The organism is Pseudosulfitobacter pseudonitzschiae, assembly GCF_002222635.1.
Classification (GTDB): domain Bacteria; phylum Pseudomonadota; class Alphaproteobacteria; order Rhodobacterales; family Rhodobacteraceae; genus Pseudosulfitobacter; species Pseudosulfitobacter pseudonitzschiae_A.
In genome coordinates this window covers 172,472-195,133 of the sequence record NZ_CP022418.1, presented here as the reverse complement: position 1 = coordinate 195,133, position 22,662 = coordinate 172,472, and the positions used below count along the sequence as shown (strand labels likewise).

Sequence of the window (22,662 nt, the reverse complement as noted above, 5' to 3'; positions counted from 1 at the left end):
TCAGATTAGAAGTCAAGGCCGATGTCGAGGGTCTGAGCAGAATGTGTCAGCGCACCAGATGATATGTAATCGACGCCAGTGGCTGCGACCTCTGCGATGCGGTCGATGCCCATGTTGCCCGACGCTTCGAGCACCAGACGACCGGCATTTATTTTGACAGCGTCACGCAGGGCAGGCGTGTCCATATTATCGAGCAGGACCACATCCGCGCCGCCTTCGTCCAGCACCTCTTCTAACTGGTCGAGCCGGTCGACTTCAATTTCGGTTCTGACCATGTGCGACGCTTGTGCCTTTACGGCTTGCAATACAGACCGGATACCGCCTGCTGCGGCAATGTGGTTGTCCTTGATCATGATCGCATCCGAGAGGGAAAACCGGTGATTGAACCCACCGCCGTGTATCACGGCCTGCTTTTCGACCAGTCGTAAACCTGGGGTGGTTTTGCGGGTACAGGTGATGCGCGTCGCAGTGCCTTTTGCTTGCGCCACAAAGTCGGCTGTCAATGTGGCGATGCCCGAAAGGCGCCCGGCAAAGTTTAGGGCCACCCGCTCCGCCGAAAGGATAGATGCGGCGCGGCCCTCAATTTCCATCAGCATATCACCTGACGCGATACTGTCGCCGTCGCTCTTGTGGGCCGTGACCTTCAGATCCGAGTCAATCAGCCGGAACGCCAGTGCCGCAATCTGTAGGCCTGACGCCATACCGTCTGCGCGTGCATTCAGGCGCGCGGTATAGCGTGTGTCAGCGGGGATCACGGTACGCGTGGTGATGTCGCCATAGGTGCCAAGATCTTCCATCAGTGCGGCACGGACCAAAGGTTCAAGGATCAGGTCGGGCAGGGGGGTATGTGTCATGTTGTCTCCAGTCGCACATCAGCGCGCGCATCGGTGAGAGTGAGGAAAGACCGCGTGCCGGTTGGGCCGTCACTTTCGGGATGGTCGGATCGGAAATGCGCGCCACGGCTTTCGCGGCGGTCTAGCGCGGCGGCAGTAATCAATGCGGCCGTTGCGGTCATATTTGACAGCGGAACCGAGTCGGGCTGTGTCGCCTCAATCTGGGCGATGTTGCTTAGGGTGTCTTGCAGCCCTCGCGCGGTGCGTATTACGCCTGCGCCATTTGTCATGGCGTAGCGTAACTGTGCCACAAGGTCAGCGCGCGGCAGCGCGTCGGCAGGCATGTCGGGCATACATATCCCCGCTTGATGCCCCGTTACCGGGCCCAGTGCGGCGTCGATATCCATTGCGCAACGCCGCCCGTAAACCAATGCTTCGAGCAATCCGTTCGAAGCCAGCCGGTTTGCGCCGTGCAATCCGGTGGACGCGACTTCCCCACATGCCCAAAGACCTTCCAACGATGTCCTTCCCGCCGCATCTGTCGCAATGCCACCCATGTGGTAATGTGCCGCTGCTGCTACCGGTATCGGAGAGACCAGAGGGTTCATCCCTGCTTTTTTGCAGGCCGTCGCAACAGCGGGGAAATCGCGCAAGAGCCGTTTGCCCAAGGCCGTCCGCGTGTCCAACGCCGGGGCCAGACCTGCTTGGGTTTGGGCAAAGACCGCACGGGCCACGATGTCGCGCGGGGCAAGTTCAGCGTCAGGGTGGGCATCTTGCATAAACCGGATGCCTAGGCGGTTGATCAGGATGGCCCCCTCGCCCCTCAGTGCTTCGGTGGCCAATGGCGCGGGGTCCAGACCGCAGTCGATGGCTGTGGGGTGGAACTGCACGAATTCGGCATCGGCGATAACCGCGCCTGCCCGTGCGGCCATGCCAATCACCTGACCGCGCACACGAGGCGGATTGGTCGTTAACGCATACAATCCACCAGAGCCGCCCCCCGCTAGCAATACAGCAGCGCCGCGGATCAAACAGGGCGCAGACAAACCGTTCATGCAGTGTACTACCTCGACGCCGCACACGGTACCGCTAGCCACCTCAAGGCTGGTGGCCATCATACCTTCCAAGACTTGGATATGAGCGGCCGCGCGCACCTGTGCGGTGAGCGCGCGCATGATTTCAGCGCCGGCTTGATCGCCTCGAACGCGCACCACACGGGCAAAGGAATGGGCCGCCTCGCGCGACATCAGGTATCCACCCTCAGGTGTCCGATCAAAGGGGGTGCCAAGTCCTGTCAGATTCAGAATATGCGTCCGTGCTTCATCGGCTACGGCCTGCGCCACCTGCGCGTCCACTGTGCCTGCACCGGCTTGCACCGTGTCGCGCGCATGGGCCGCGGCGCTGTCCGCAGGGTTCATCGCCGCGGCCACTCCCCCCTGCGCCCACGCAGAGGATGCACCTTCGCCTAACGGTTCTGGTGAGATCATCAACACCGGGCGCGGTGCCAGGTTCAGTGCGGCATAGTGTGCTGCTAGTCCCGCGCCGATGATGACAACGCGACCCGTGTCGATACGCTTCATGCGATTAGCAGGCCAACTGCCGGGACAGATCAATCATGCGCTGTACGGCGACGCGCGCTTTGTCTGCCACGCTCGCATCCACTTCGACTGCTCCCTGCATCGTGTGCAATGACCAGAGCACTTTTTCCAATGTGATCTTTTTCATGTAAGGGCACATGTTGCATGGCCCTACAAAGTCTACGTCCGGCAGACTGTCAGAAATATTCGAGGCCATTGAGCACTCGGTTACCAACATTGCTTTCGCGGGGCGTTCGCGTTCAACATAAGCGATGATGCCACTGGTTGATCCGGAGAAATCTGCGGCGTCAACGACGTCCGGCGGGCATTCTGGATGCGCGATGATATGCGTGTCGGGGTTGTATGTGCGGAAGTCATTCAGATCCTGTGCGGTGAAACGTTCATGCACGATGCAGGCGCCATCCCACCAGACAATGCGTTTCTGTGGTACCTGTCTGGCGACGTTTTGCGCCAGATATTTGTCAGGTGTCATGATCACCGTGTCACTTTCCTGCGCAGCGACGATCTGCGCGGCATTGGACGAGGTGCAACAAATGTCTGATGCGGCCTTCACCTCTGCCGTGGTGTTCACATAGGTGACGACAGGCGCACCGGGATACTGTGCGCGCATCTGGGCGATGCCCTCCGCGGTGATGCTTTCGGCCAGCGAACAGCCTGCTTCCATATCGGGGATCAACACTGTCTTGGACGGGTTCAGTACTTTCGACGTTTCGGCCATAAAATGTACACCGCATTGCACGATCACATCCGCCTTGACCTTTGTCGCCTCGATCGCGAGCTGCAGGCTGTCGCCCACGACGTCGGCAACGCCGTGAAAGATCTCTGGCGTCATGTAATTGTGGGCCAGGATCACCGCTTTGCGCTGTTTCTTCAGCTTATTGATCGCCACAATATAAGGCGCGAATATTGCCCAGTCGGGCGGCGAGATCACCCGTTCCATCTTGCCATAAATCTCGGCATGTGCTGCCGCCAGCTCAGGTGACGGGGCAAGATCGTAGTGATTGGCAAGTTCGGTGCGCAGCGCGGTCTGATCAAGCAAGTGCCAAATATCCTCGGGTTGTTACAGTCCATTCTGGGTGGAGCGGTCGAGCCGGCAACGTGGAGATTTCCGGTGGAAGGATGTTTAGGGGGCGGGTGACGTTAGGGCAAGCCGGTTGCCATGCCACAGTCCGATTGATCCGGCGCCTGATTGTTCTGAAGCCAACGTATGAGATGCTCAGGCAGTTTTTGGAGGGGTTCGTTGCGCTTGCCTCTGGAAAGCAGGAAGTGCAAGAGATGCATTCTCTGCAACACGCCTTCCCTCACCTTCATCTAAGGATAAAGTAAATTGATCCGGCACATCGTCTTTTTCACAGCCAAATCTGAATGCGACGTTGAGGACATTCTAGAGGGGCTTTCGATTCTGAAAGAGATCCCCCATGCCATGAAATTGGAAGTGACAGCGAACCGCAAGTCCGACCCTATCAGTCAAGTCGTCGACGTGGTCGTCTACGGTGAATTCGAGGATTCCGCAGCACTCGATGCCTACAAGGCACATGATATCTATCAAGAATCCATCCGCCGGGTGCGTCCATTGCGCGAATTAAGATTTGCTGCGGATATCGAAGCGTAACGGCGTTCGCCGCGATTTTGCAGTTTCACGATGAAGCAGGCGACACGAATCCGTTGCCGGCAGTGCAACTGGTTGCTCAGCACGCGCCGTGCTCTATAACAGCTTGCGGGCGATGTGTTCTTTTAGCGAGCGCGTTCTGTGAATCGGCGAACTTACGGGTTTGCGGTCACGTTGTTACATTCATCTGATGCGGTATGTGGGTATAGGTGTGCCAATCATCTACTGTCCGGGCAATCCCAATGGGGAGACTTGCGATGAAACAAGCTATTCTGCATGAACTGACGAAACGCGGTGCTGTGAGCGCGATGGAAGCGCTTGCACCGGAAATTATTCAAGAAAGCCTCTTGCTGCGGAGCCTGCGCAGTTTGCCGCGGCTTTATCCGAGCTAACAGATTTTGAGCAGGTTGGCATGGTCGCAGGTGAGATTTATCTGCGAGAAACTTCGAATTTATAGCTGACATAAAATTGGCTTGTTTGTGTTAGACGATGCTCCGCAAGCACTTCACCATCTACTGCCCAAGAGTTATCCTCGGAAAGTGAGGATAACTCTGTCGATAAAATCAACCTTGGGGAAGCCAGATTGGACGCGCTCTTGGGTGTTCAAATTTTAAGCATTTATGACGGGTGCCGCTCAGCGTCCTTGCGGAATGCGTCCGTCCGTTTCAGTCCCATGGTCAGTCTCCTTTGTTGATGGCGTGGATGCCCCCGACCAACTGGCATCGTAATGTGCCCCTGTGGTGTTTCAGAAAGCATCAACAAAGGGAGAGTATCCATGTCAGAAGTCGCCATGATCGGCATAGACCTTGCAAAGCGTGTGTTTCAACTTCACGGGGCTTGCGCGATTGGAGCGGTTGTTTTTCGCAAAAAACTGACACGTATTCAGCTTCTTGCGTTTATGAGCCAACAATCGACCTGCGTCGTTGCGATGGAGGCGTGTGCGACTGCGCACAGCTGGGGCCGAGAGTTTGAGAAGCTTGGACATACCGTGCGATTGATTGCGCCAAACTATGTGAAACCGTTCGTTAAACGACAAAAGAACGATGTTGCAGACGCCGAAGCCATCGTTGAAGCGGCATCACGACCAACCATGCCCTCCAAGCTGGTCCCGACCACGCCGCGGACGCGCCTCTGCTGCGCCCGGAACCGCAAGAGGGTCTCAGCGGAGTATCAGAACTCCAGCGTCAGAAGCTCGGATGGGCCGTAGATGTTCTGAAAGTAAAACGGTGTGCCGTCATTCAACATCGTCCGCGCTTCGATGTGGAGCACGGGCATGTCTGGGGTCAGGTCGAACATCGCCGCATGGCGCAGGGACAGGGCCATGGCACCGACACGGGTTTCCGGTTTCTGTGTCCGCTTGCCCAGCATACCCTCGAGATGCGTGCGCAGGTTCACTCCCTCCAGTTCGCTCAGCTCGATGGCCTCAATGTTCAACAGGCTGGCGGGCAGGTACATTTCAGCTCCGACATGCACGCCGTCGCCGCTCAGCTGACGGCGGATCAGGTTGTACGGACCCTCGCCAAGATGATGGGTCCAAGCGCCAGTGTCGTTGGTCCGCAGAACCTCGATCCGGGTGGAGGTGATCCGCAGTGGTCTACCGGTCGCCTTCACGCCAAACCGAAAATGCCAGATGTTCGGCCCCATCGGCTCGGAATCGGCCACGCGGGTTCCATCGCCCCGGCGCCGTACGATCAGACCGAGATCCTGCAACTGGCCAAGGGCGTTTTGCACCGTGCCCGGTGCCAGCGACAGCCGGCTGGCCATCTCGGTTTCGGGTGGCAGCCGGTCTCCGGGTCTGAATGTGCCGTCGCGGATGGCCGACATCAGAACTAGGCGCAGCGCGCTGCGCTTGGTCTCGCGCGGATTGCGGGTCCGTTCCTGCTCTAGTCGGCGCAGCAGGAGGCCGCAGATATCTTCGTGCAGCTCCAGCACTGTGTCGCGATGATTCATGCAATCTTCTTTCGCTTGGCGGTCCCGCGCCAGACTGCACGGATCACCACCCCAATCGCAAGCAGCAGGAATACTGCCGCTACAGGGCTTGCCAACATAGACAGCCCGTCGACCTGATAAAGCTGCAGCGACTGACGCAGAGAGGTTTCGAACATCTCGCCGAGGAGAAAGCCGATAACGGTACAGACAACCGAGATTCCGGCACGGGTGAACAGCACACCGATCCCAGCAAAGACCAGCATGACGCCGACGTCCCACAGCGATTGTGACGGCAGATAAATCCCGAAGATGCAGAACATGAGCACGGGCGGCAGGATCAGACGGCGTGGGATACGGGCGAATTGCACCCAGACAGACAGGCCTGCACGACCGATGACAAGATGGAACAGGTTCGCCAGGATCATCGAAGCGAAAAGCCCGTAGATCAGATCACCATGCATTTGCAACATGAAGGGGCCGGGCACCACGCCATGCATCACCAGGGCCCCGATCAGCAGCGCTGCGGCGATATTGCCCGGGATGCCAAGGGCAATGGTCGGGATCAGGTTAGAGCCAACTACGGCGCTGTTGGCGCTTTCCGTGGCGACGATCCCCTCTGGCGTTCCCTTGCCGAAAGCTTCGGGCGTCTTAGACGCGCGCTTCGCGGCGGAGTAGGATAGGAACGAGGCCAGCGTCACGCCAAGACCCGGCAGCATACCGACAAGAGAACCCGTCAATGCGCCACGGATCAACGTCCGCCAGTGCGAGAAGAATTCCCGCGCAGGTAGCTTGCGGCCTTCGGGCGTGTCAGACTGGTTTTTCGCGAACTCATCCTCGATCCGGCCGGTGGCCAGGTCGGAAATCTGCATCACCACCGAGCCGAGTGCCAGTGCGCCGATGGCCAGTGCCGAGAGCGACAGACCGTCATACAGTTCGATCCGGCCAAAAGTTAGGCGCTGGGACGACGATACCGGGTCCAGGCCGATCGTGGCCAGGAAGATGCCGATGAAAATGGCCATGCCGCTTTTCAGCGGGCTGTCACCGGCAATGCCTGCGATCAGTGCAAAGGAAAACAACAGCACGGCAGTATATTCCACGGGACCGAACTGCAGCGCAAAGCTTGCGAAAGGGACCACGAGGAGGATCAGCAGAACGTCCGAGATTGTGTCGCCGGTGACCGAGGAAAAAAGCGCGTACTTCATCGCGCGAAAGGCTTCGCCGCGTTGGGCCATCGGATAGCCGTCCCAAGCGGTCGCGGCGGCCTCGTGCGAGCCGGGGGAATTCAGCAGGATTGCCGGAATTGCGCCTCCGGATGTGCCCCCCTTGTTGACGCCCACGAGAAACGCGATGGCAGCCAAGGGCGACATATAGAAGGTCAGCGGGATCAACACCGCCATGGCGGTGACGCTGCCGAGACCGGGCAATACACCGATCACGATGCCCAGAAATATCCCGAATGCGATGAACATCAGGTTCATAGGATCAAGCGCGGCGGCGAAGGCGTTCAGGATCAGATCAAGCATGGAGGCCTCAGGGTAGCTGGATATAGAAGGCGTGCCAGGCAAGCTGCTGGATGGCGACAGGCAGCAGGATGGATGCCATGGCGCACCAGAGCAGACGATGGCGCTGGCCGGCAAGCAGCATGGCAGCAAAGCTGGACAAGGCACCGGCCACGATGAAACCGGCTGTCGACAGGAGCAGGAGCGCCGCACCCGCCCAGACCAGCCAGGCAAGTGTCTCGATCAGGATGCGTGGGCCGGCATGGGGTGCCGGCTTGAGGGCGTGGTGACGGTTCTTGATCATCAGCGCGAGGCCAAACAGCCCGACAATCCCGGCAGAGAGACTTGGGAACACCCGCGCGGAAAGTTGTCCTGACCGGGACGTGATCTCGATCTGAGACGGGATCAGCCAGAAGATCACCAGCAGTGCGCCAACCGCGGCGACCACCCCGATCAGGAAGTCGAGGCGCCCGGTGGCGCCCCGGATATGTTCAGACGAACTCATTTCTTGGTTGTCTCGTACACCTTGACGAGGCTTTCGTTGACCTCGTTCAGCGTCTGGGTCAGTGCGTCTCCGCTGATCGCGGCAGCAGGAAAGCCCAGCTTGTCATTGAGCAGCGAGGTGAAAGCCTCGGACTGCGCAGCCGCAATGCTCGCTTTGATGAGCTTGTCTTTTAATTCCTCCGGCAGGCCCGCAGGTGCCCAGATGGTAGTGCCGGTAGGCATGGCAATTCCGTATCTGGATTGAATTGTCGGTACGTCGGGTGTCATCTGGAGCGGCGTGGCGATCATTCCGAGGACGACGTTCATATCGTCAAGGTAACGGTTATGAACGCCGCCGGACCAGGCAAAGTCGATCTTACCACCCAGCAGGAACGGCACCATTTCACCGCCGCCCTTGGTGGGCACCGCGACCCAATCAAGACCTTCCTGCGCGGCGATGTAATCGACGTATGCGCGCGAAATCGAATTTTGGTCGGCGTAGCTGAGCTTGCCGGCCTTAGAAGCCGCGACCAGGTCTTCGAAGGTCTCGATCCCGGATTTCTTTGAAGTGACAAGCGCCTGTTGCAGCAAGGCGACCGTCACCATCGGCGTGAAGCTGTCCAGATTATAGCTGACATCTTCGGCAATCGCGGGCCAGAGAATTGTCGAATCCGGGATCAACGCAATCGTATATCCGTCGGCGGCGGCGTTCGCTGTCGCTGTGGTGCCAATCTTGCCGCCGGCACCGGGCTGGGCTTTTACAAGGACCTTGCCGCCCAGTTCGTTGCCGAGCGCATCGGCAAAGACGCGTCCCATCGTCTCGACAGAACCACCGGCCTGGTAGGGGACTATGAGGGTGATCGGTTTCGTGGGGTAATCGGCTGCAAGTGCAACGCCCGGAAGCGCGAGGGCGACCGCAACAGAGGCCGCTTTGAAGAAGCTGTAAAACATGAGGATCCTGTTGGTTTGATTTATACTATGTAGTTTTGTGCCGTGTGGTCCGTCCAGCAGGCAAGTATTCTCTTTGATTTTGGCGAAAATACAGCGTTTCGCCCGCCATGCGAGAAATATATGCATAATTTTTAGGCAAAAAACGAAGTTTAGTTGTGAAATCTATGCATATTCTGCCGAATCTGGTTTCTTCAGAAAATTTCAGGTTTCCTTTACAATATAGTTTTGCAAGGTGTGCGGTAAGAGTTGTAAGGAGCCCCCCATGACAATCAAACGCAACGTCGATCCAGAGATGATCGGAGAATCCCGCTTGCAGACGGTTCCCGGCACAGATCCCGCTCTTTTTGGTACGGCAGTCATGGACGGCCCGTCCCATGTCGAAGTCCGCAGCTATCAGAGTTTCAAGATCACTTACACCACCGGTAAGCTCGGGCTGGACGACACCGGCGCGATCCGTGTGGCGTTCCGGCTGATCTCTGATGCGGGCGCGCTACAGACCAGCGATCCAACGGCGGCCAACTATGTCACGGCACGGTCCTCGGGTGACGGTCAGTTGATGCTGAAATACGACCGTAATGGTGGCCAGCGGCCCTGGAACGAAACGCTCACGATCTATCAGCGCGGCGGCTACCTGAATCCGGGCGAGACCATCGAGATCACGCTGGGTGACACCTCGCAAGGCTCGCCGGGCATGCTGATGTCGACCTTTTATGAGGGCGCGCGCGTGTTCCGGGTTCTGGCGGACGTGCAAGCAACCGGCAACTTTATCCCGCTGCCCGACACGCGTCTTGAACTCACCGTTGGCGCAGGCCCCTTGCACCGCTACCGTGCCGTGCTGCCGACACGCCGCCGCCCGGGTGAGCCATTCGTGCTGGGCCTGAAGGCCGAAGACCTGTGGGGCAACCCGACCGATCAGGGGCCAATCCGTTTCACAGTCGAAAGCACTCTTGCCGTGGAGGGCCTGCCAGAGTTGATCGACTTTTCCCCGGAAAGTGGCGCGCTGCGCCTTGAGGGCCTGAGTGTGCGAGAGACCGGTCTGCTGACCTTGAAGCTGACCTCTGACCAGGGCCATGTGGTCGAAGCGGGGCCGCTGCAGATCCGCGAGGGCATCGCGCATTATTGGGGCGACCTGCATGGTCAGACCGGTGAGACGGTCGGAACCAATTCGATCGAGCATTATTTCGATTTTGCTCGTAACAAGTCCTTCTTGGACGTGACCTCGCATCAGGCGAACGACTTTCAGATCAAGCCTGCCTTTTGGGAAAAATTGAACCAGCTCACCGCGCAGGTAAACGAGCCTGGCATCTTCACGGTGCTTCCCGGCTATGAATGGTCCGGCAACACCGCAGTGGGTGGCGATCACAACGTCTTTTTCCGCGACGAAGGCGCAAGCATCTATCGCTGCTCGCATGCACTGGTGGCAGAGCATGACGACCTTGATGCCGATGCGCACACTTTGACCGATCTCTACGAAAAGCTGCACGCAGAGCCGGTGGACTCAGTGATGTACGCCCATGTCGGTGGTCGTTATGCCAATATCTTCTTCGATCATGATCCGACGTTGGAAGCCGCGGTCGAGGTCCATTCGGCCTGGGGCAGCTTTGAATGGGTTCTGACCGATGGCTTCCCGATCCGACGCCGTGTTGGCGTTGTCGCAAACTCGGATGGGCATAAGGGCCGTCCCGGCGCGTCCTATCCGGGAGCTTCGTTCTTTGGGGCCTATGGCGGACTGACTTGCTTCCTGATGGAAGAGAACACGCGAGACACTGTCTTCGAGGCGATCCGTCGCCGCCACACCTATGGCACCTCCGGCCCGCGCGTGGCAATCGACATCGAGGCCACGCTGCCCGAAGGCGGCACGCTGTATCACCGCAACCCCATCGCGCAGCCCGATGGCACCACCGAAGAGGTCACCCGTTGCACGATGGGCGATATTGTCCGCAGCAACGGCGCTTCGGCGCGGGTCTCTGTCGCCGTCGAGGCACCCTGCGGGATCGAGAGCATCGAACTGCGTTCGGCTACCGATGTGGTGACGCTCTGGCGCGGCTTTGGCGACAAAGACCTGGGCAGCCGGCTGCGGCTGATGTGGTCCGGCGCCGAATATCGTGGCCGAGGGCGCAACACGCGCTGGCAAGGCCGAGCGCAAGTTGCTGGTGGCAAGATCGCAGAATTCGCCCCAGTGAACCGCCTGAATCCTGAGCAGCCGTTGCAACAGGTTGGCTCAAACAGCGTCATCTTCAACACGATCACTACCGGAAATCGGATGGGCTGCGACTTGTGGTTAAAGGGTGAGACGCCGACCCTGACAGTCGAGACGAACCACGGCACACTGTCCCTTGACCCGACGTCCATGGGTGTCAGTCCGGTCGTTATGGAGGCTGGCGGACTGGCGCGCAGGCTGGTGGCCCAACGGCTTCCCGATGCGCCGCTGCAGCGCAGTGCCGGCTTCGACGCCGAGGTGGAGATCGCCGCGACAGGCGATACGCCGGTCTGGCTTTGCGTCAATCTCGAAGATGGTAATCAGGCTTGGACCTCTCCGATCTATCTCCACCGGGATTGACCCCTTTCCGCCGCTGCGATTGGGCGGCGGGTCTCTAAAAATTGTGTCGGGGCATGCGCTGCATGAGGCCAGCGGAGTTAATAGACTTAACCGGCAAGTTAAGCATCCCAAGCCTATGTTTGATCGTTTTGCCCATTCAGGTCGTTGTCTTCTCACTCCCCCTTAATGTGACAACACCGCCGCGTGATATGTATGACAAAGATCTCGCAAAAAGCTTCCGTGCATTCCGCCAGAAAGGGGCCGATCACATGTGCGGTGAGTTTGCGCCGCCCGGCATGGGCAGCCCAAGGGGATCAACCCAAAAGCTGGATCCCACTTAAACGGCACTCAATGCGGCATTCCAACGATCCGGCGTCATTGCGAGCCGCGCCCGCATAAACAGAAGATCGGCATATTTTCCGAAATCGAACGGGATTGATGACATGAATTTTTGGTAGGTGGCCCAGCATCCCCATGTGAGGCTTGCTGCCCCCACATACAACGCAACTCTGGCCACCAGTTCAGGCCGAGCAACGCCGTCATACATCTCTAGAATGCTTGAAATGTCTTTGGGTCTAAAGAAGCATGATTCAAAGCAGAACATGGCAATATCCCAATAAGGGTCATTGTTTGCAGCATATTCCCAATCGATTATCTTCACTTCGGAGCGATCGTTGACCATGTAATTGGAGATGTATCCATCATTGTAACAGGCAACAATATCCATGCCTGCGGCCTCTACAGCGCGTTTTACCTTTGCGACTTCGTCGAGCATGGATTCCATGTCTGCAGGCAGGTCGGCGTTCATTTCGCGCAGGTGTGTCAGGTGCTGGTCAAGCTGATCAAATCCGGTTTTCGTACCAGATAGAACATGCTGTGAGTGCACGGTTTTGTAGCCGGTCAATATGTTCTGTCGGATTACAGGATCCTGCGTGTCACGCACACCACAGCTGCGGAACCCGTGCAGGAATTCATGCATTTCGATTCCCGCCTCCGGGTCATAAAACAGCATTGCCGGGCCAACTCCGCTTTCGGCAACTTTCAGTGCGGCATCGTAAGCGACCGGGCGATCAAGGAATCCTTCGGTTCCCGCCCCGTGAATTTTCAGAAAAAAGATCTCACCGGTGTCTTCGTCAATGATGCGCCAGTTGATGTTGGTTATCCCGGAGGTGATCCGCTCTGGGCGGACATTTCGTCCTGCCAGTGGCGATACGCGGGAAATCGCCTCGTCAATTCCAATCAGTTCCTGCATCAAATTTCTCCTAAAAGTGATGGAATATCAAAGACCTCATGGTGATATCCAAAACGGATAAGTCGATTATTGGCATATTTGTAGAGCTCGGGCCCCGAGGTTTCGGGACCATCATCCGCAAGAAGCGCCCAACAGGCCCAAATGAAGTCATCAATCAAGGTGTAGAGCTTCATGCGTGCCAGAAGCTTGGAATTGGATTGGCCCGCATAGATTTCAACCAGTTCCATCCGTTCCTGTTCGGTACGGCAAAGTTCAAGCGACAGCGCGCCGATGTCCCACCATGGATCGGCCATTACGGCACGGTCGAAGTCAAGCAGCCTCACACTGCCGTTTGGATTGATCATTACATTTGACGCTGTGTTCTCGCCATGAACCGGGCACAGATCCGCACCTGTTGCGGCAAGGGCTTGGCCGATCTTTTCAACCACCGCCTGCATCGTGGCAAAAGACAAGCCGCCTTTGAAAACCAGCGTGCCCTGATCAAGTTTTGGCTCAAGTCGTGCCGCCAGAAATTCGGCGACAGCGATTGGAGAGATTGTGGTCTGGAGAGCAGGTTGCTTGTGCCAAGAGCGTTTGGCGGCAACCACTGCCTCGCGGAATGGGCCGGTCTGAAGATCGGAGACCATTGCCATCCGCCAGTCGTCCCCGAGAAAATCGAAAACCAGCACCTGATTGGTGACATCGGTCAAAACAAGCTTTGGACCGATCCCTATTTTACCTGCCCGTTCCGCCGCCTCGGCGGCTCCGGCAAAAGTGTAGGGCGCCAATGCTCCAGTGTGAAACGCCTTGGAAAATACAGTTGTAGACCCATGTTTTACAACGGCGGCATATGAATCCAGAGCCATGTGCATGGGCATGGCAATGCCCGGAACCTCTGCCAGTTTTTCGTAACCATCGGGCCAGCGTTCGGTGAGGGCGGCGTCATGGCGCAGTATCGTATTCATTGTGTCATCCTCATTCAAATGCGGGCGGAAAGCCCGGATTGGGGCGCATGGCTTCGTAGGTCGACGAAAGACCAAGGAGCGCGGCCTCTTGCCCATGACCTGCAACGATATGCATGCCTACAGGTAGGCCCTGTTCGGAGAAGCCGCAGAAGATACTTACCGCTGGCAAACCGGTCTGGTTTGCCATTGCGGCAAACGAAACATGGGCTGAGGTCTGATCTGGATCTGGACCGGCGACATCTGCCGCAAAGCCCACCATTGGCAACACCGGTGAAAGAACGAAATCACAGGTGTTGATGACTGCCAGGTAACGCTCTCGGGCACGCTCGATGGCGGCGATCGTGTTCAGGTAAACCTTGGCGGTTACGGCATCGCCCCCGTCGCAGTACCGCGTGATGAAGTCTAATGTCTCATGCCGTTTGCCTTCGGGAAGTTCGTCGCGCTCAATGGCGGCCTTGACCGAAAAATAGGTGTCGAGGCATGCAAAAACGTCGGTATCGAAGGGTGCCACCAGTGGTAAGATATCTGCACCTTCAGCCTCAAGCGCGCGCGCCGCATTTGACACTAATTTCTGCATTTCCGGCTCAACCGTTGGGCCAAAACCCATCGAGGTCAGCAAGCCGATCTTCAACCCCTTGACCGGAAAGGGAGCGACAGATGCAGGCAATAGTGCCCCCGGTTCGCTTGCGCGGGAATCGGGCTGGGCCAAAACAGAAAGCATCAACGCTGCATCTGCGACAGTGCGGGTCATCGGCCCTGCCACGCGCGCCTCGCTGTAAGGCAGATGTGGCACGACACCGCGTCCCGGCTTCATCGCGAAAAGCCCGTTTTGCGCCGCGGGCAGGCGTACCGATCCGCCAAGGTCTGTTCCGATTGCCAGGGGTCCGATACCAGATGCAATTGCCGCACCAGCCCCGCTGGAAGACCCGCCGGTGTTCATGGCAAGGTTCCACGGATTGCGCGTGACGCCGTGTGCAGAACTTATCCCGGACGCAAGCAGACCGAAATCCGGCATCGTTGTCTTGGCAAACAGGATGGCTCCGGCCTCTTTCAACCGGGCAACCGGAGGTGAATCTTCGGCCGGGAACGGGCTGCCTACCCTAGCCTTGGTTCCCCGCCAATAGGGGTGCCCAGCCTCTGCAACGCTGTCCTTGATAAGAACCGGTACACCGTCTAGTGGGCCGACCGGTTGGCCCGTCCGCCACCGCGCCTCAGAAGCTTTGGCGGCAGCCAGCGATCCCTCGTAACGCAGATCAAACAAGGCATTGATGCTGGGGTTCACATCGTCTGCACGATCAAACACAGATTGAATCGTCTCGACCGGCGAAAGTGTACCCTCCGCAAAGGCTTCGACAAGCTCGGTCGCAGTCATTCTCCAGCTCATTTATTCAACCCTTCCCGGGTGGGCAAAACGCTCATGTGTTGACTGCCGCCGCCTTGTCGAGATCGCCTCCGGCGGCGTCAATGCGCCGGACCATGTCTGTCAGAACGTCGCCGCCTTTGACCAAATCCTCGGGCTTGGTAAATTCGTCATACCGATGGATCACGCCGTTTACGCTGGGGACGACAAAGACAATCGCGGGGATACGCCGGTTGATTGTCACCGCGTCGTGGCCTCCTACGGTATCCAGTTCGGTCCGTTTGTAGCCATGGGCATCGGCCGCAAGTTCTACCAGCCGGATCAATCGCCCATCGAAACGCCCTGCCGGACGGCGATCAATCGAGACGATTTCTCCGACTACGCCAGCCTTTGCCATCAACTCTGGCAGCGCAGCCTTGAGAGCGGCTTCGGACCAATCCAGCATGTCCTGTTCGGGAGAGCGTAACTCACAGAACAGGATGGCCTTTTCCGGCACGATATTGGGCGAATTGGGCGAAACATCCACGCGCGCTACGGAGGTATACAGCGTGTCAGCCGCTGTGTCGGCCAGGCGTTTGACCTCGGCGATGACATAGGCTGCACCCAGAACAGCGTCTTTGCGTTCTTCCATTGGGGTTGGGCCGGTATGGGCCTGATGCCCCGTCACTTCGATCTTTACCTTCAGTGCGCCCCAGTGACGAACCTGCGGGGCGACGGACAGGCCCTCGCGTTCCAGCACCGGCCCCCCTTCGACGTGGATCTCCAGATAGGCCGTGGGTTCGGGGGCGGCGTCTGTTCCGGCGTAGCCTGTGCGTGCAAGCTCTTCGGCCACGGTGCGGCCTTCGCGATCTTTGCGGGTCAGTGCAAACTCTAGGGTGTTTTCATGCGAGAATACTGAAGACCCAAGAAGGGACGGCTGGAACCGCGCGCCTTCTTCGTTCATCCAGTCGGCAACCACAAAATTGCATTGCGGTGTGATACCCTCGGTCTTGCATCGCGCACGATAGCTTTCGATCGCCGCCAGCGCGCACATCACACCATAGGCGCCATCAAACCGACCCCCCAAGGGCTGACTGTCGATGTGTGAGCCGAGCATGATCAGCGGCGCATCCGGCCCCGCCAGTTCGATCTGGCCGAAAAGATTGCCGATGGCGTCGACCTTTACGGTGTAGCCGCGTTCGGACAACTCGCCCTTGAACCAGTTCCGCGCTCCGGCATGGGCATCAGTCAGCGCGGGTCGATCCACGCCCCCATCCGGTGTTGCCCCGAACTCGGACACTTTGGTCATCAGGTATTCCAGGTAATCAGAATCAATGGCGGCAAAGCCGTTCAGATTTGACATTGGTTCTCTCTTTTCATTCCGCGGCAGTAAGCGTTGATTGGGGGTTCAGGAAGCATGCAGACAGTGCCTGATCGCCACGAGACGTCAGCGTCGGGTTCTCGATGCGACAACGGTCGAATGCATGCGGGCATCGGCTGGCAAATGCGCAGCCCGGAGGCAGGTCGATCGGGCTGGGGGGTTCGCCTTCCAACAGGCAATCTTCGGGACGGTAGCGGCGTTCCTCCAGCGTGGGTGCCGCAGAAAGCAGCGCGCGTGAATAGGGGTGGCCGGGATCGAAGAACAGACGCTCGTTCGGTGCGACTTCGACCGCTTCGCCCAGATACATCACACAGATGCGCGAACACACGCGGCGGACCATCGCAAGGTCATGTGAGATGAAAATATAGGTGAAACCATGCTGTGCCTGCAGACGCTCGAACAAATCCAGCATCTTACCCTGCTCAGTTTGGTCGAGCGCCGACAGGGTTTCGTCCATAATCAGCAACTTCGGCTCCAGGATCATGGCGCGGGCCACGTTTAATCGTTGGCGTTGTCCCGCAGACAGCCCCATCGTCAGCGAATTATAGAGCTCCTGCGGCAGGCCCACTTCGGACATCACAGCCCGCGCGCGGTCCCGTCGTTCTGTACGATCACCGATGCGGTGAATCTTCAGAGGTTCCTCCAGAATGTCGCCGATGGCCGATTGCGGCGGCAAGGAACCATAGGGGTCTTGCAAGACCAGTTGAAAGCGCCGCCGCATCGAGCGCAGTTGTGCGTTGCTAGCATGGCTGACGGTTTCGCCCTCAAACAGCACCTCGCCGGCATCAGGCCGTTCCAGACCTGTCAGCAGGCGCATCAGCGAAGATTTTCCGCACCCGGATTCGCCCACCACACCAAAATTGTCGCCCTGATAAACATCAAATTCAACATTGCGTACCGCTTGCACCAGCGATTTTCCGAACTGTCCGCGACGGCTGACTTCATAGGCTTTTGCGACACCCTTAACCGACATGATCGGGCGGGCGATTTCGCGTTCTGCGGTAGGGGAATGTGTCGATGGATCCCAAAGACGCGGCAACTCGGCGATCAGCTTGCGCGTATAATCGGTATGCGGCGCCTGCACGAGTTGCGCAGGCTTTTGCATTTCGACCACGCGGCCGCCCTTCAATACCATCACCCGGTCCGAAGCATCACAGGCGACCGGCAGGGAAGAGCAAATAAACAACACGGCGGTCTGGAACTGATCGTTCAACTCTCGCATCAGTTTCAGGATCTGGGCCGCCACCGTAACGTCCAGCGGTTGGGTGATGTTGTCGGCAATCAGCAGAGCCGGGTCCGAGATCAGGGCGTCAACGATCATCACGCGCTGCATCATACCGCCGGAATATTGGAATGGGTATTCATTGAAACGCTGAGGGGCGGCAGGAATACGAACCGCCTCCAGCAATTCGATTGCCTTGTCTTTAGCAGCGGCGGCGGAGAAATCAGGCCTCACCGCCCGCAGCTTTTCCACCAACTGCGCACCGACGGTCATCGTCGGATCCAGGGCGCCAGCCGGGTTGCCGCCGATATAGGCGATTTCACGACCTGCCAACCGCTTGGCTGCCTCGGTATCCTCCAGCAAATCAGTGCCGCGAAACCGCACCTCTCCGGCTGTCGCAATCAGGGGGGGTGACAGCCAACTGGCCAGCGCACGGGCCAACACTGTCTTTCCCGAGCCACTTTCGCCAATAACAGCAAGGATTTCCCCCGAATTCAGCTCGAAGCTGACATCGCTCAGGATCGGCTTATCCCCATTGGGGTAACGGGCGCCGATGTTGAGTCCAGTTACTTGCAGGAGGGGTTGCTCGCTTCCGTTCTCTTCCATTTCACGAGCCTCCGTAGATTGCGTTTCGGGACCGCTCTAGTGAGGCACCCATAAGGTTGATGCTGGTGAGCGTTAGGAACAGGAATACGCCCGGCATCGTGGCAATCCACCAGGCATTCATGATGTATTTACGCCCGTCAGAGATGATATTACCGAATGTCGGTGTTGGCGGTTGCACGCCAAGGCCAAGAAAGCCCAGCACGCTTTCAAAAATCATCATCCGGGCAATATCCAGCACCGCCACAAATGCCATTGGCGGCAATACGATCGGCAAAAGCAGGGTGAACATGATCCGCATGTCTGTCGCACCCAGCACCATCGCGCCGCGAACGTATTCCTTTTTGCGTTCGCTCATCACAGTGGATCGCATTACGCGGGCATAGACAGGCCAGCCAGCCAGACCCAGCACAAGAATGATGGCCGGAATGGTCGGGCGCGATACACCCAGGATCGTGATGGCCAGAATGATCATTGGGATCGCCAGTTGCGCGTCAGTCACCCGCATCAGCACCATATCCACCCGCTTGCCGAAATAACCTGCAAACATCCCGACTATGGCGCCCACAGCCAGCATCAGCATCGTGGTCGTGATGCCGATCAGCAGCGAATAACGAAGCCCGACCAGCGTGCGGGACAGCATGTCGCGGCCCAACTGATCCGTACCGAGGGGATGTGCCCAGGACCAACCTTCGCCCATGAATACCGGTGGCATCAGTTTGGAGCGGATGTTCATTTTCGTCGGATCAATCCCGCTCAGTTCGGGATAGAAAGCCGCTGCAAGAAACAACAGCACAAACACGGTCATGCCAATGCGAAACTCGATAGAGGCAAAGGCCATTCGCCAGATACGCGAGGCGACGGTATGTGCAACCTCGGCAGGCGTGCCCTGAGCGTCAATATTTATGTCGGCCATCAGTAATCCAACCTCGGGTCAATTGTGGTAGCTGCGAGATCAACCACAATGTTGATAACAACGAAGGCCGCCGCAGTTATGATCGCAATGCCCTGTATCAAGGGGAAATCGCGTTGCATGACTGCGTTGATCGTTAGAAGACCAAGGCCCGGATAGTCAAAGATAAACTCGACCACCAAAACGCCCCCAAGAAGCATCGAGAACTGTACGCCCAACAGGTTCAACAGTGGGACCGCCGCGTTTTTCATGCCGTGATGAAAGACGATCCGGTTTCGAGACAGACCGCGGATACGTGCAATGTCGATAAAGTTTTCAGACATGACAGCGGCGACGGAAACAGTCAGCGTTCGAATGATGAAGGGGGCCATCTCGATAGCCAGCACAAGGGCGGGAAGGATCATATAGGCAAAGCCCTTGTACCCAATGGCCGGTAGTAGCTGTAATTTGACCGATAACAACAATGCCAACACAATACCGAGCCAGAAGTTCGGAAGGCTCACAAAGACCGATGACAGATACAGGGCTAACCGATCTGGCCACCGGTTCGGTGCCAGCCCGCCCCCAACGCCGATCGGGATAGCGATGATTAGTGCAAAGACCATGGACAGCAATGCAAGCTGGATGGTCATCGGCGCGGTGTCCGCGATCAGGTCCAGCACCTGCGCCCGCTCGCCACGGGTGGAATCATCAAAGCTGGATCCGCCTACCGATGCGCCATTCTTCGGACGCACAAAGGACTGGCCGAAATCGCCCTGAACCACACCGGCCATGTAGCGTGTGAATTGTACCGGGATCGGATCGCGCAGACCCATTTCTTCGGCGATCTGTTCGATCAGTGCCTCAGGCGCCATGCCGCCGGCCATCAGGCGAACAGGATCGCCCGGAACAACGCGCAGTAGCGTAAAAATCAACGCCGAAACGATGAACACGATGATCGCGCCCTGGAACAGACGGCGTAGCAGGAATTTCAGTATGAACATGCGGTCCCCGGACGGGTAGATTGGTTGATAGAGCAACGAAATGCGGAGCGCGGCGTTAGCCGCACTCCGTCAGTCTGGGTCAACCCATCGTTGCTTTAGACGCATCCGTCAGGCCATCGGGATAGATGAACAACCCGTCCAGATTGGCGCGCATCCCGTGGATCATGACAGATGTGAACAACGACAGCGCCGGAACCTTGTCCGCCAGCAGCGGCATCAGGTTTGTCTGCAGGCTTTCCTGCCGTGCATCCAGCGAGGTTGCATTGCGCTCTGCATCAAGTGCCGCGTCAATTTCAGCATCATCAATGCCGCAGATACGCTTGGATGAGGAATGGAAATGCGTACGCAGGACCAGATCCGGTTCAGGCGAACCAGTGGACCAGCCGCAATCGACCATATGGCCCGGACCACCGCCCGGGCGGTCATAAAGGCGTTCATTCCAGGCCGCTACTTCCATGACGCTCAGTTTTACCGGGAAACCCTGTTCCTGCAACATCGCCGTGATGACTTCGCCATATTCTTTGGTTTTTGGATAGAACCCGCTGGAGGTGATGTATTCCAGATCCGGCAGGCCCTGCCCATTCGGGTATCCGGCCTCGGCCAGCAGACGCTGGCATTCTTCGGCATCGTATTCAGGATAGTTATCAAGGTCGATATAGCCGAACTTGATCGGCGAAACGAAATTGCTCGACGCATGACCCGCGACGCCCATCACTTCCATGATCAGTTCACGGTCAATCGCGTGGCAGGCCGCTTTGCGGACCAGCGGGTTGTCAAAGGGTGGTTTCGAGCAGCGGAACCACAGGTATTTGTTTTCGACCGAAACGCTGGTGTTCAGCTTGATGTCGGCCTCACCCTGCAAGGTTTCAACCTGTTCGGGCTCTAAACGTTCGATGATGTCGGCCTGACCGCCCATCAGTGACAGCATCCGCGTGGTTGCATCGCCAACGAAAGAAAAGGTGACGCCAGACACGGTAGGCGCGCCTTTGAAGTAGTCCGGGAAGGCCTCCATGACGGTATCGTTGCCGCGCTGTTCGACGAACTTGAACGGGCCTGTGCCATTCAGCCGCTGGGTCAGCACACCGCCCGGACCTTCGGCAATGTCTTTTGCGGACATGATCGGCAGATAGGCCGCCAGGAAGATGAACAGCGACGCGCCGTATCCACCCTTCGATGTGTCCACGATGACGGTGTAATCATCCGGCGTGGTGACGTCGAATGTGTCTGTCGCACCGGGATAGGTCTGCGCCGGGCGGTCTGGCTGAGAACCATATTCAAACGTCGCCTTCACGTCTTCTGATGTGAACGGCTTGCCATCATGGAAGGTGATATCGTTGCGCAGCTTGATCTCTAGCTGGGTCGCCGAAATCTCGTTGATCTCGGTCGCCAGTTCCATCACCAGTTCGCCTGGGTTTTCCTGTGTCATCGGCGCGCGCGCCAAATAACCCATCACAAAGCCCTGAATCGTGCTTTGCGACAGCGTGGTGTGCGCGGTGCAGTCCCAGTTACCGGTAATGTTCTCGGCCGACAGGAAAACGATCGGGCTGGTGGTTTGCGCCATGGCCGGGGAAAACAAGAAGTCGGGGTTGAGCCGGGGGGCGGCGGCAAGCACGCCCGCAGCGGCAGAATAAGTCAATAAACGGCGACGATTGATCATTGCGATTTTCCTTGTTGGTTGGTTAACATCTTATTTTATTTGGGTTGTTTCGGAGATAACCATCTTGCGTGGCTTTGCCCGTAATGAAGTTTACGTGACCGTCCGGTCCAGAAGACTGGCCAGATGCACAAGCGTTTCGGCATGAAGTTCAGGCGTGGCTGCCGCAACTACATGGCCTTCGGAGTGCAGATGCAGCGGCTGCCCGGCCCAATCGGTAATCACGCCACCCGCGCCCTCGATAATCTGAACCAGCGGCAGGTAGTCATAGGGTTGCAACCCGGTTTCAATGACCAAGTCGCAATGTCCAGAAGCAAGCAGCCCGTAGCTGTAGCAATCTCCGCCAAAGCGAACCAGCCGCGCCGTATCTGCAATGATTCCAAACACATCCCGCATCTCCCCTTCGAAGGCAAAGGGATTGGTGGTGTAAACAAAGGCCTCGGCCAGCCGAGTGCACTTACTGGTATGGCAAACAGAACCGTTAAAGGTTGACGCGACTCCGATACAGCCCTGCCAGCGTTCGTTGAGTGCCGGCATGTCTATCTGGCCCAGACAAGGCGTGCCGTCCTGGAGCAGAGCCATCAATCCGCCGAACAACGGGTGGCCTGTCACAAATGATTTCGTGCCATCGATCGGATCCACAACCCAAAGATGGAGGCTGCTCAGATTGACTGGGGCCTCTTCTTCGCCAAATATTCCGTGGTCTGGAAACCGCTCGGTGATGCGGCTGCGCAATGAGCGCTCGATCGCGCGATCGGCAATGGTTACGGGGGAGTTGTCGGCCTTATCCTCCACAGAAAGCGGGCTACGGAAATATTCCATGGCAATCTTGCGTACAGCGTCCGCGGCATCCGCCATGAACTGAACTTCCTCCACAAAACGTTCTGTGGTTTTGATAAGCATTATGTCTTTTCCTGTTGTCACCGTTAC

The 22,662-nt window shown here is 57.8% G+C and carries 19 protein-coding genes and 1 pseudogene; 4 read left to right on the top strand and 16 right to left on the bottom strand.

The annotated features are described in order from the left end of the window. Positions 1-5: 5 nt before the first annotated feature. From nadC to nadA, 3 genes are read right to left on the bottom strand one after another with little or no spacing between them, the layout of a single operon-like run. Entirely contained in the window at positions 6-854 is an 849-nt protein-coding gene (nadC, locus tag SULPSESMR1_RS21820; protein WP_089423170.1) for a carboxylating nicotinate-nucleotide diphosphorylase, read from the bottom strand. Continuing rightward, positions 851-2,413 (bottom strand): L-aspartate oxidase, encoded by a 1,563-nt coding sequence (locus SULPSESMR1_RS21815; protein WP_089423169.1) that lies wholly within the window; start codon positions 2,411-2,413, stop codon positions 851-853. Before SULPSESMR1_RS21815 ends, nadC begins: the two co-directional genes overlap by 4 nt. A 4-nt stretch (positions 2,414-2,417) precedes the next feature. Further along, a complete protein-coding gene (gene nadA / locus SULPSESMR1_RS21810; protein ID WP_089423168.1) occupies positions 2,418-3,470 on the bottom strand; it encodes a quinolinate synthase NadA in 1,053 nt (350 codons plus the stop codon). A 288-nt stretch (positions 3,471-3,758) separates the two neighbouring features. Here nadA and SULPSESMR1_RS21800 point away from each other — a divergent pair, with 288 nt between their 5' ends. From SULPSESMR1_RS21800 to SULPSESMR1_RS21795, 3 genes and pseudogenes are all read left to right on the top strand, one after another. Further along, a complete protein-coding gene (locus SULPSESMR1_RS21800) occupies positions 3,759-4,043 on the top strand; it encodes a Dabb family protein (protein ID WP_089423166.1) in 285 nt (94 codons plus the stop codon). Positions 4,044-4,297: 254 nt separating this feature from the next. Beyond that, a complete protein-coding gene (locus SULPSESMR1_RS25765) occupies positions 4,298-4,432 on the top strand; it encodes a hypothetical protein (RefSeq protein WP_275888363.1) in 135 nt (44 codons plus the stop codon). Positions 4,433-4,815: 383 nt separating this feature from the next. Further along, positions 4,816-5,133, top strand: a pseudogene (locus tag SULPSESMR1_RS21795) (IS110 family transposase); the annotation flags it as partial. Between the two features lie 77 nt (positions 5,134-5,210). Here SULPSESMR1_RS21795 and SULPSESMR1_RS21790 read toward each other — a convergent pair. Genes SULPSESMR1_RS21790 through SULPSESMR1_RS21775 form a run of 4 tightly spaced genes read right to left on the bottom strand, consistent with a single transcriptional unit; the run spans position 5,211 to position 8,902 of the window. Then, positions 5,211-5,990: a GntR family transcriptional regulator gene (locus SULPSESMR1_RS21790; protein ID WP_089423165.1), complete on the bottom strand. Its 780-nt coding sequence runs from the start codon at positions 5,988-5,990 to the stop codon at positions 5,211-5,213. After that, positions 5,987-7,492, bottom strand: a complete 1,506-nt coding sequence (locus SULPSESMR1_RS21785) for a tripartite tricarboxylate transporter permease (RefSeq protein ID WP_089423164.1) — start codon at positions 7,490-7,492, stop codon at positions 5,987-5,989. Before SULPSESMR1_RS21785 ends, SULPSESMR1_RS21790 begins: the two co-directional genes overlap by 4 nt. 7 nt (positions 7,493-7,499) lie before the next feature. Further along, positions 7,500-7,973, bottom strand: coding sequence for a tripartite tricarboxylate transporter TctB family protein (locus SULPSESMR1_RS21780; protein WP_089423163.1), 474 nt, complete (start codon positions 7,971-7,973; stop codon positions 7,500-7,502). After that, on the bottom strand, positions 7,970-8,902 hold the full coding sequence (locus SULPSESMR1_RS21775) for a tripartite tricarboxylate transporter substrate binding protein (protein ID WP_157729094.1): 933 nt from the start codon (positions 8,900-8,902) through the stop codon (positions 7,970-7,972). Before SULPSESMR1_RS21775 ends, SULPSESMR1_RS21780 begins: the two co-directional genes overlap by 4 nt. A 262-nt stretch (positions 8,903-9,164) precedes the next feature. Here SULPSESMR1_RS21775 and SULPSESMR1_RS21770 point away from each other — a divergent pair, with 262 nt between their 5' ends. After that, positions 9,165-11,462 (top strand): DUF3604 domain-containing protein, encoded by a 2,298-nt coding sequence (locus tag SULPSESMR1_RS21770; protein ID WP_089423161.1) that lies wholly within the window; start codon positions 9,165-9,167, stop codon positions 11,460-11,462. Positions 11,463-11,778: 316 nt separating this feature from the next. On the opposite strand, the gene SULPSESMR1_RS21765 is transcribed toward SULPSESMR1_RS21770, so the two are convergent. From SULPSESMR1_RS21765 to SULPSESMR1_RS21725, 9 genes are all read right to left on the bottom strand, one after another. Next, positions 11,779-12,693 carry a choline kinase family protein gene (locus SULPSESMR1_RS21765; RefSeq protein WP_089423160.1) on the bottom strand — a complete coding sequence of 305 codons (915 nt, stop codon included), beginning with the start codon at positions 12,691-12,693 and terminating at the stop codon, positions 11,779-11,781. Further along, positions 12,693-13,544, bottom strand: a complete 852-nt coding sequence (locus SULPSESMR1_RS21760; RefSeq protein WP_157729093.1) for a phosphotransferase family protein — start codon at positions 13,542-13,544, stop codon at positions 12,693-12,695. Before SULPSESMR1_RS21760 ends, SULPSESMR1_RS21765 begins: the two co-directional genes overlap by 1 nt. Positions 13,545-13,647: 103 nt before the next feature. Continuing rightward, positions 13,648-15,009: an amidase gene (locus tag SULPSESMR1_RS21755; RefSeq protein WP_157729092.1), complete on the bottom strand. Its 1,362-nt coding sequence runs from the start codon at positions 15,007-15,009 to the stop codon at positions 13,648-13,650. A gap of 43 nt (positions 15,010-15,052) precedes the next feature. Then, on the bottom strand, positions 15,053-16,339 hold the full coding sequence (locus tag SULPSESMR1_RS21750; RefSeq protein ID WP_089423157.1) for a Zn-dependent hydrolase: 1,287 nt from the start codon (positions 16,337-16,339) through the stop codon (positions 15,053-15,055). A gap of 13 nt (positions 16,340-16,352) precedes the next feature. Further along, a complete protein-coding gene (locus SULPSESMR1_RS21745) occupies positions 16,353-18,185 on the bottom strand; it encodes an ABC transporter ATP-binding protein (RefSeq protein WP_089423156.1) in 1,833 nt (610 codons plus the stop codon). Between the two features lies 1 nt (position 18,186). After that, a complete protein-coding gene (locus SULPSESMR1_RS21740; protein WP_089423155.1) occupies positions 18,187-19,098 on the bottom strand; it encodes an ABC transporter permease in 912 nt (303 codons plus the stop codon). After that, a complete protein-coding gene (locus SULPSESMR1_RS21735) occupies positions 19,098-20,078 on the bottom strand; it encodes an ABC transporter permease (protein ID WP_089423154.1) in 981 nt (326 codons plus the stop codon). Before SULPSESMR1_RS21735 ends, SULPSESMR1_RS21740 begins: the two co-directional genes overlap by 1 nt. A gap of 79 nt (positions 20,079-20,157) precedes the next feature. Continuing rightward, positions 20,158-21,735, bottom strand: a complete 1,578-nt coding sequence (locus tag SULPSESMR1_RS21730; protein WP_198362917.1) for an ABC transporter substrate-binding protein — start codon at positions 21,733-21,735, stop codon at positions 20,158-20,160. A 90-nt stretch (positions 21,736-21,825) separates the two neighbouring features. Continuing rightward, the gene (locus SULPSESMR1_RS21725; RefSeq protein WP_089423153.1) at positions 21,826-22,635 is read right to left on the bottom strand and encodes an inositol monophosphatase family protein; all 810 of its coding nucleotides are present in this window, start codon (positions 22,633-22,635) and stop codon (positions 21,826-21,828) included. Positions 22,636-22,662: the final 27 nt, after the last annotated feature.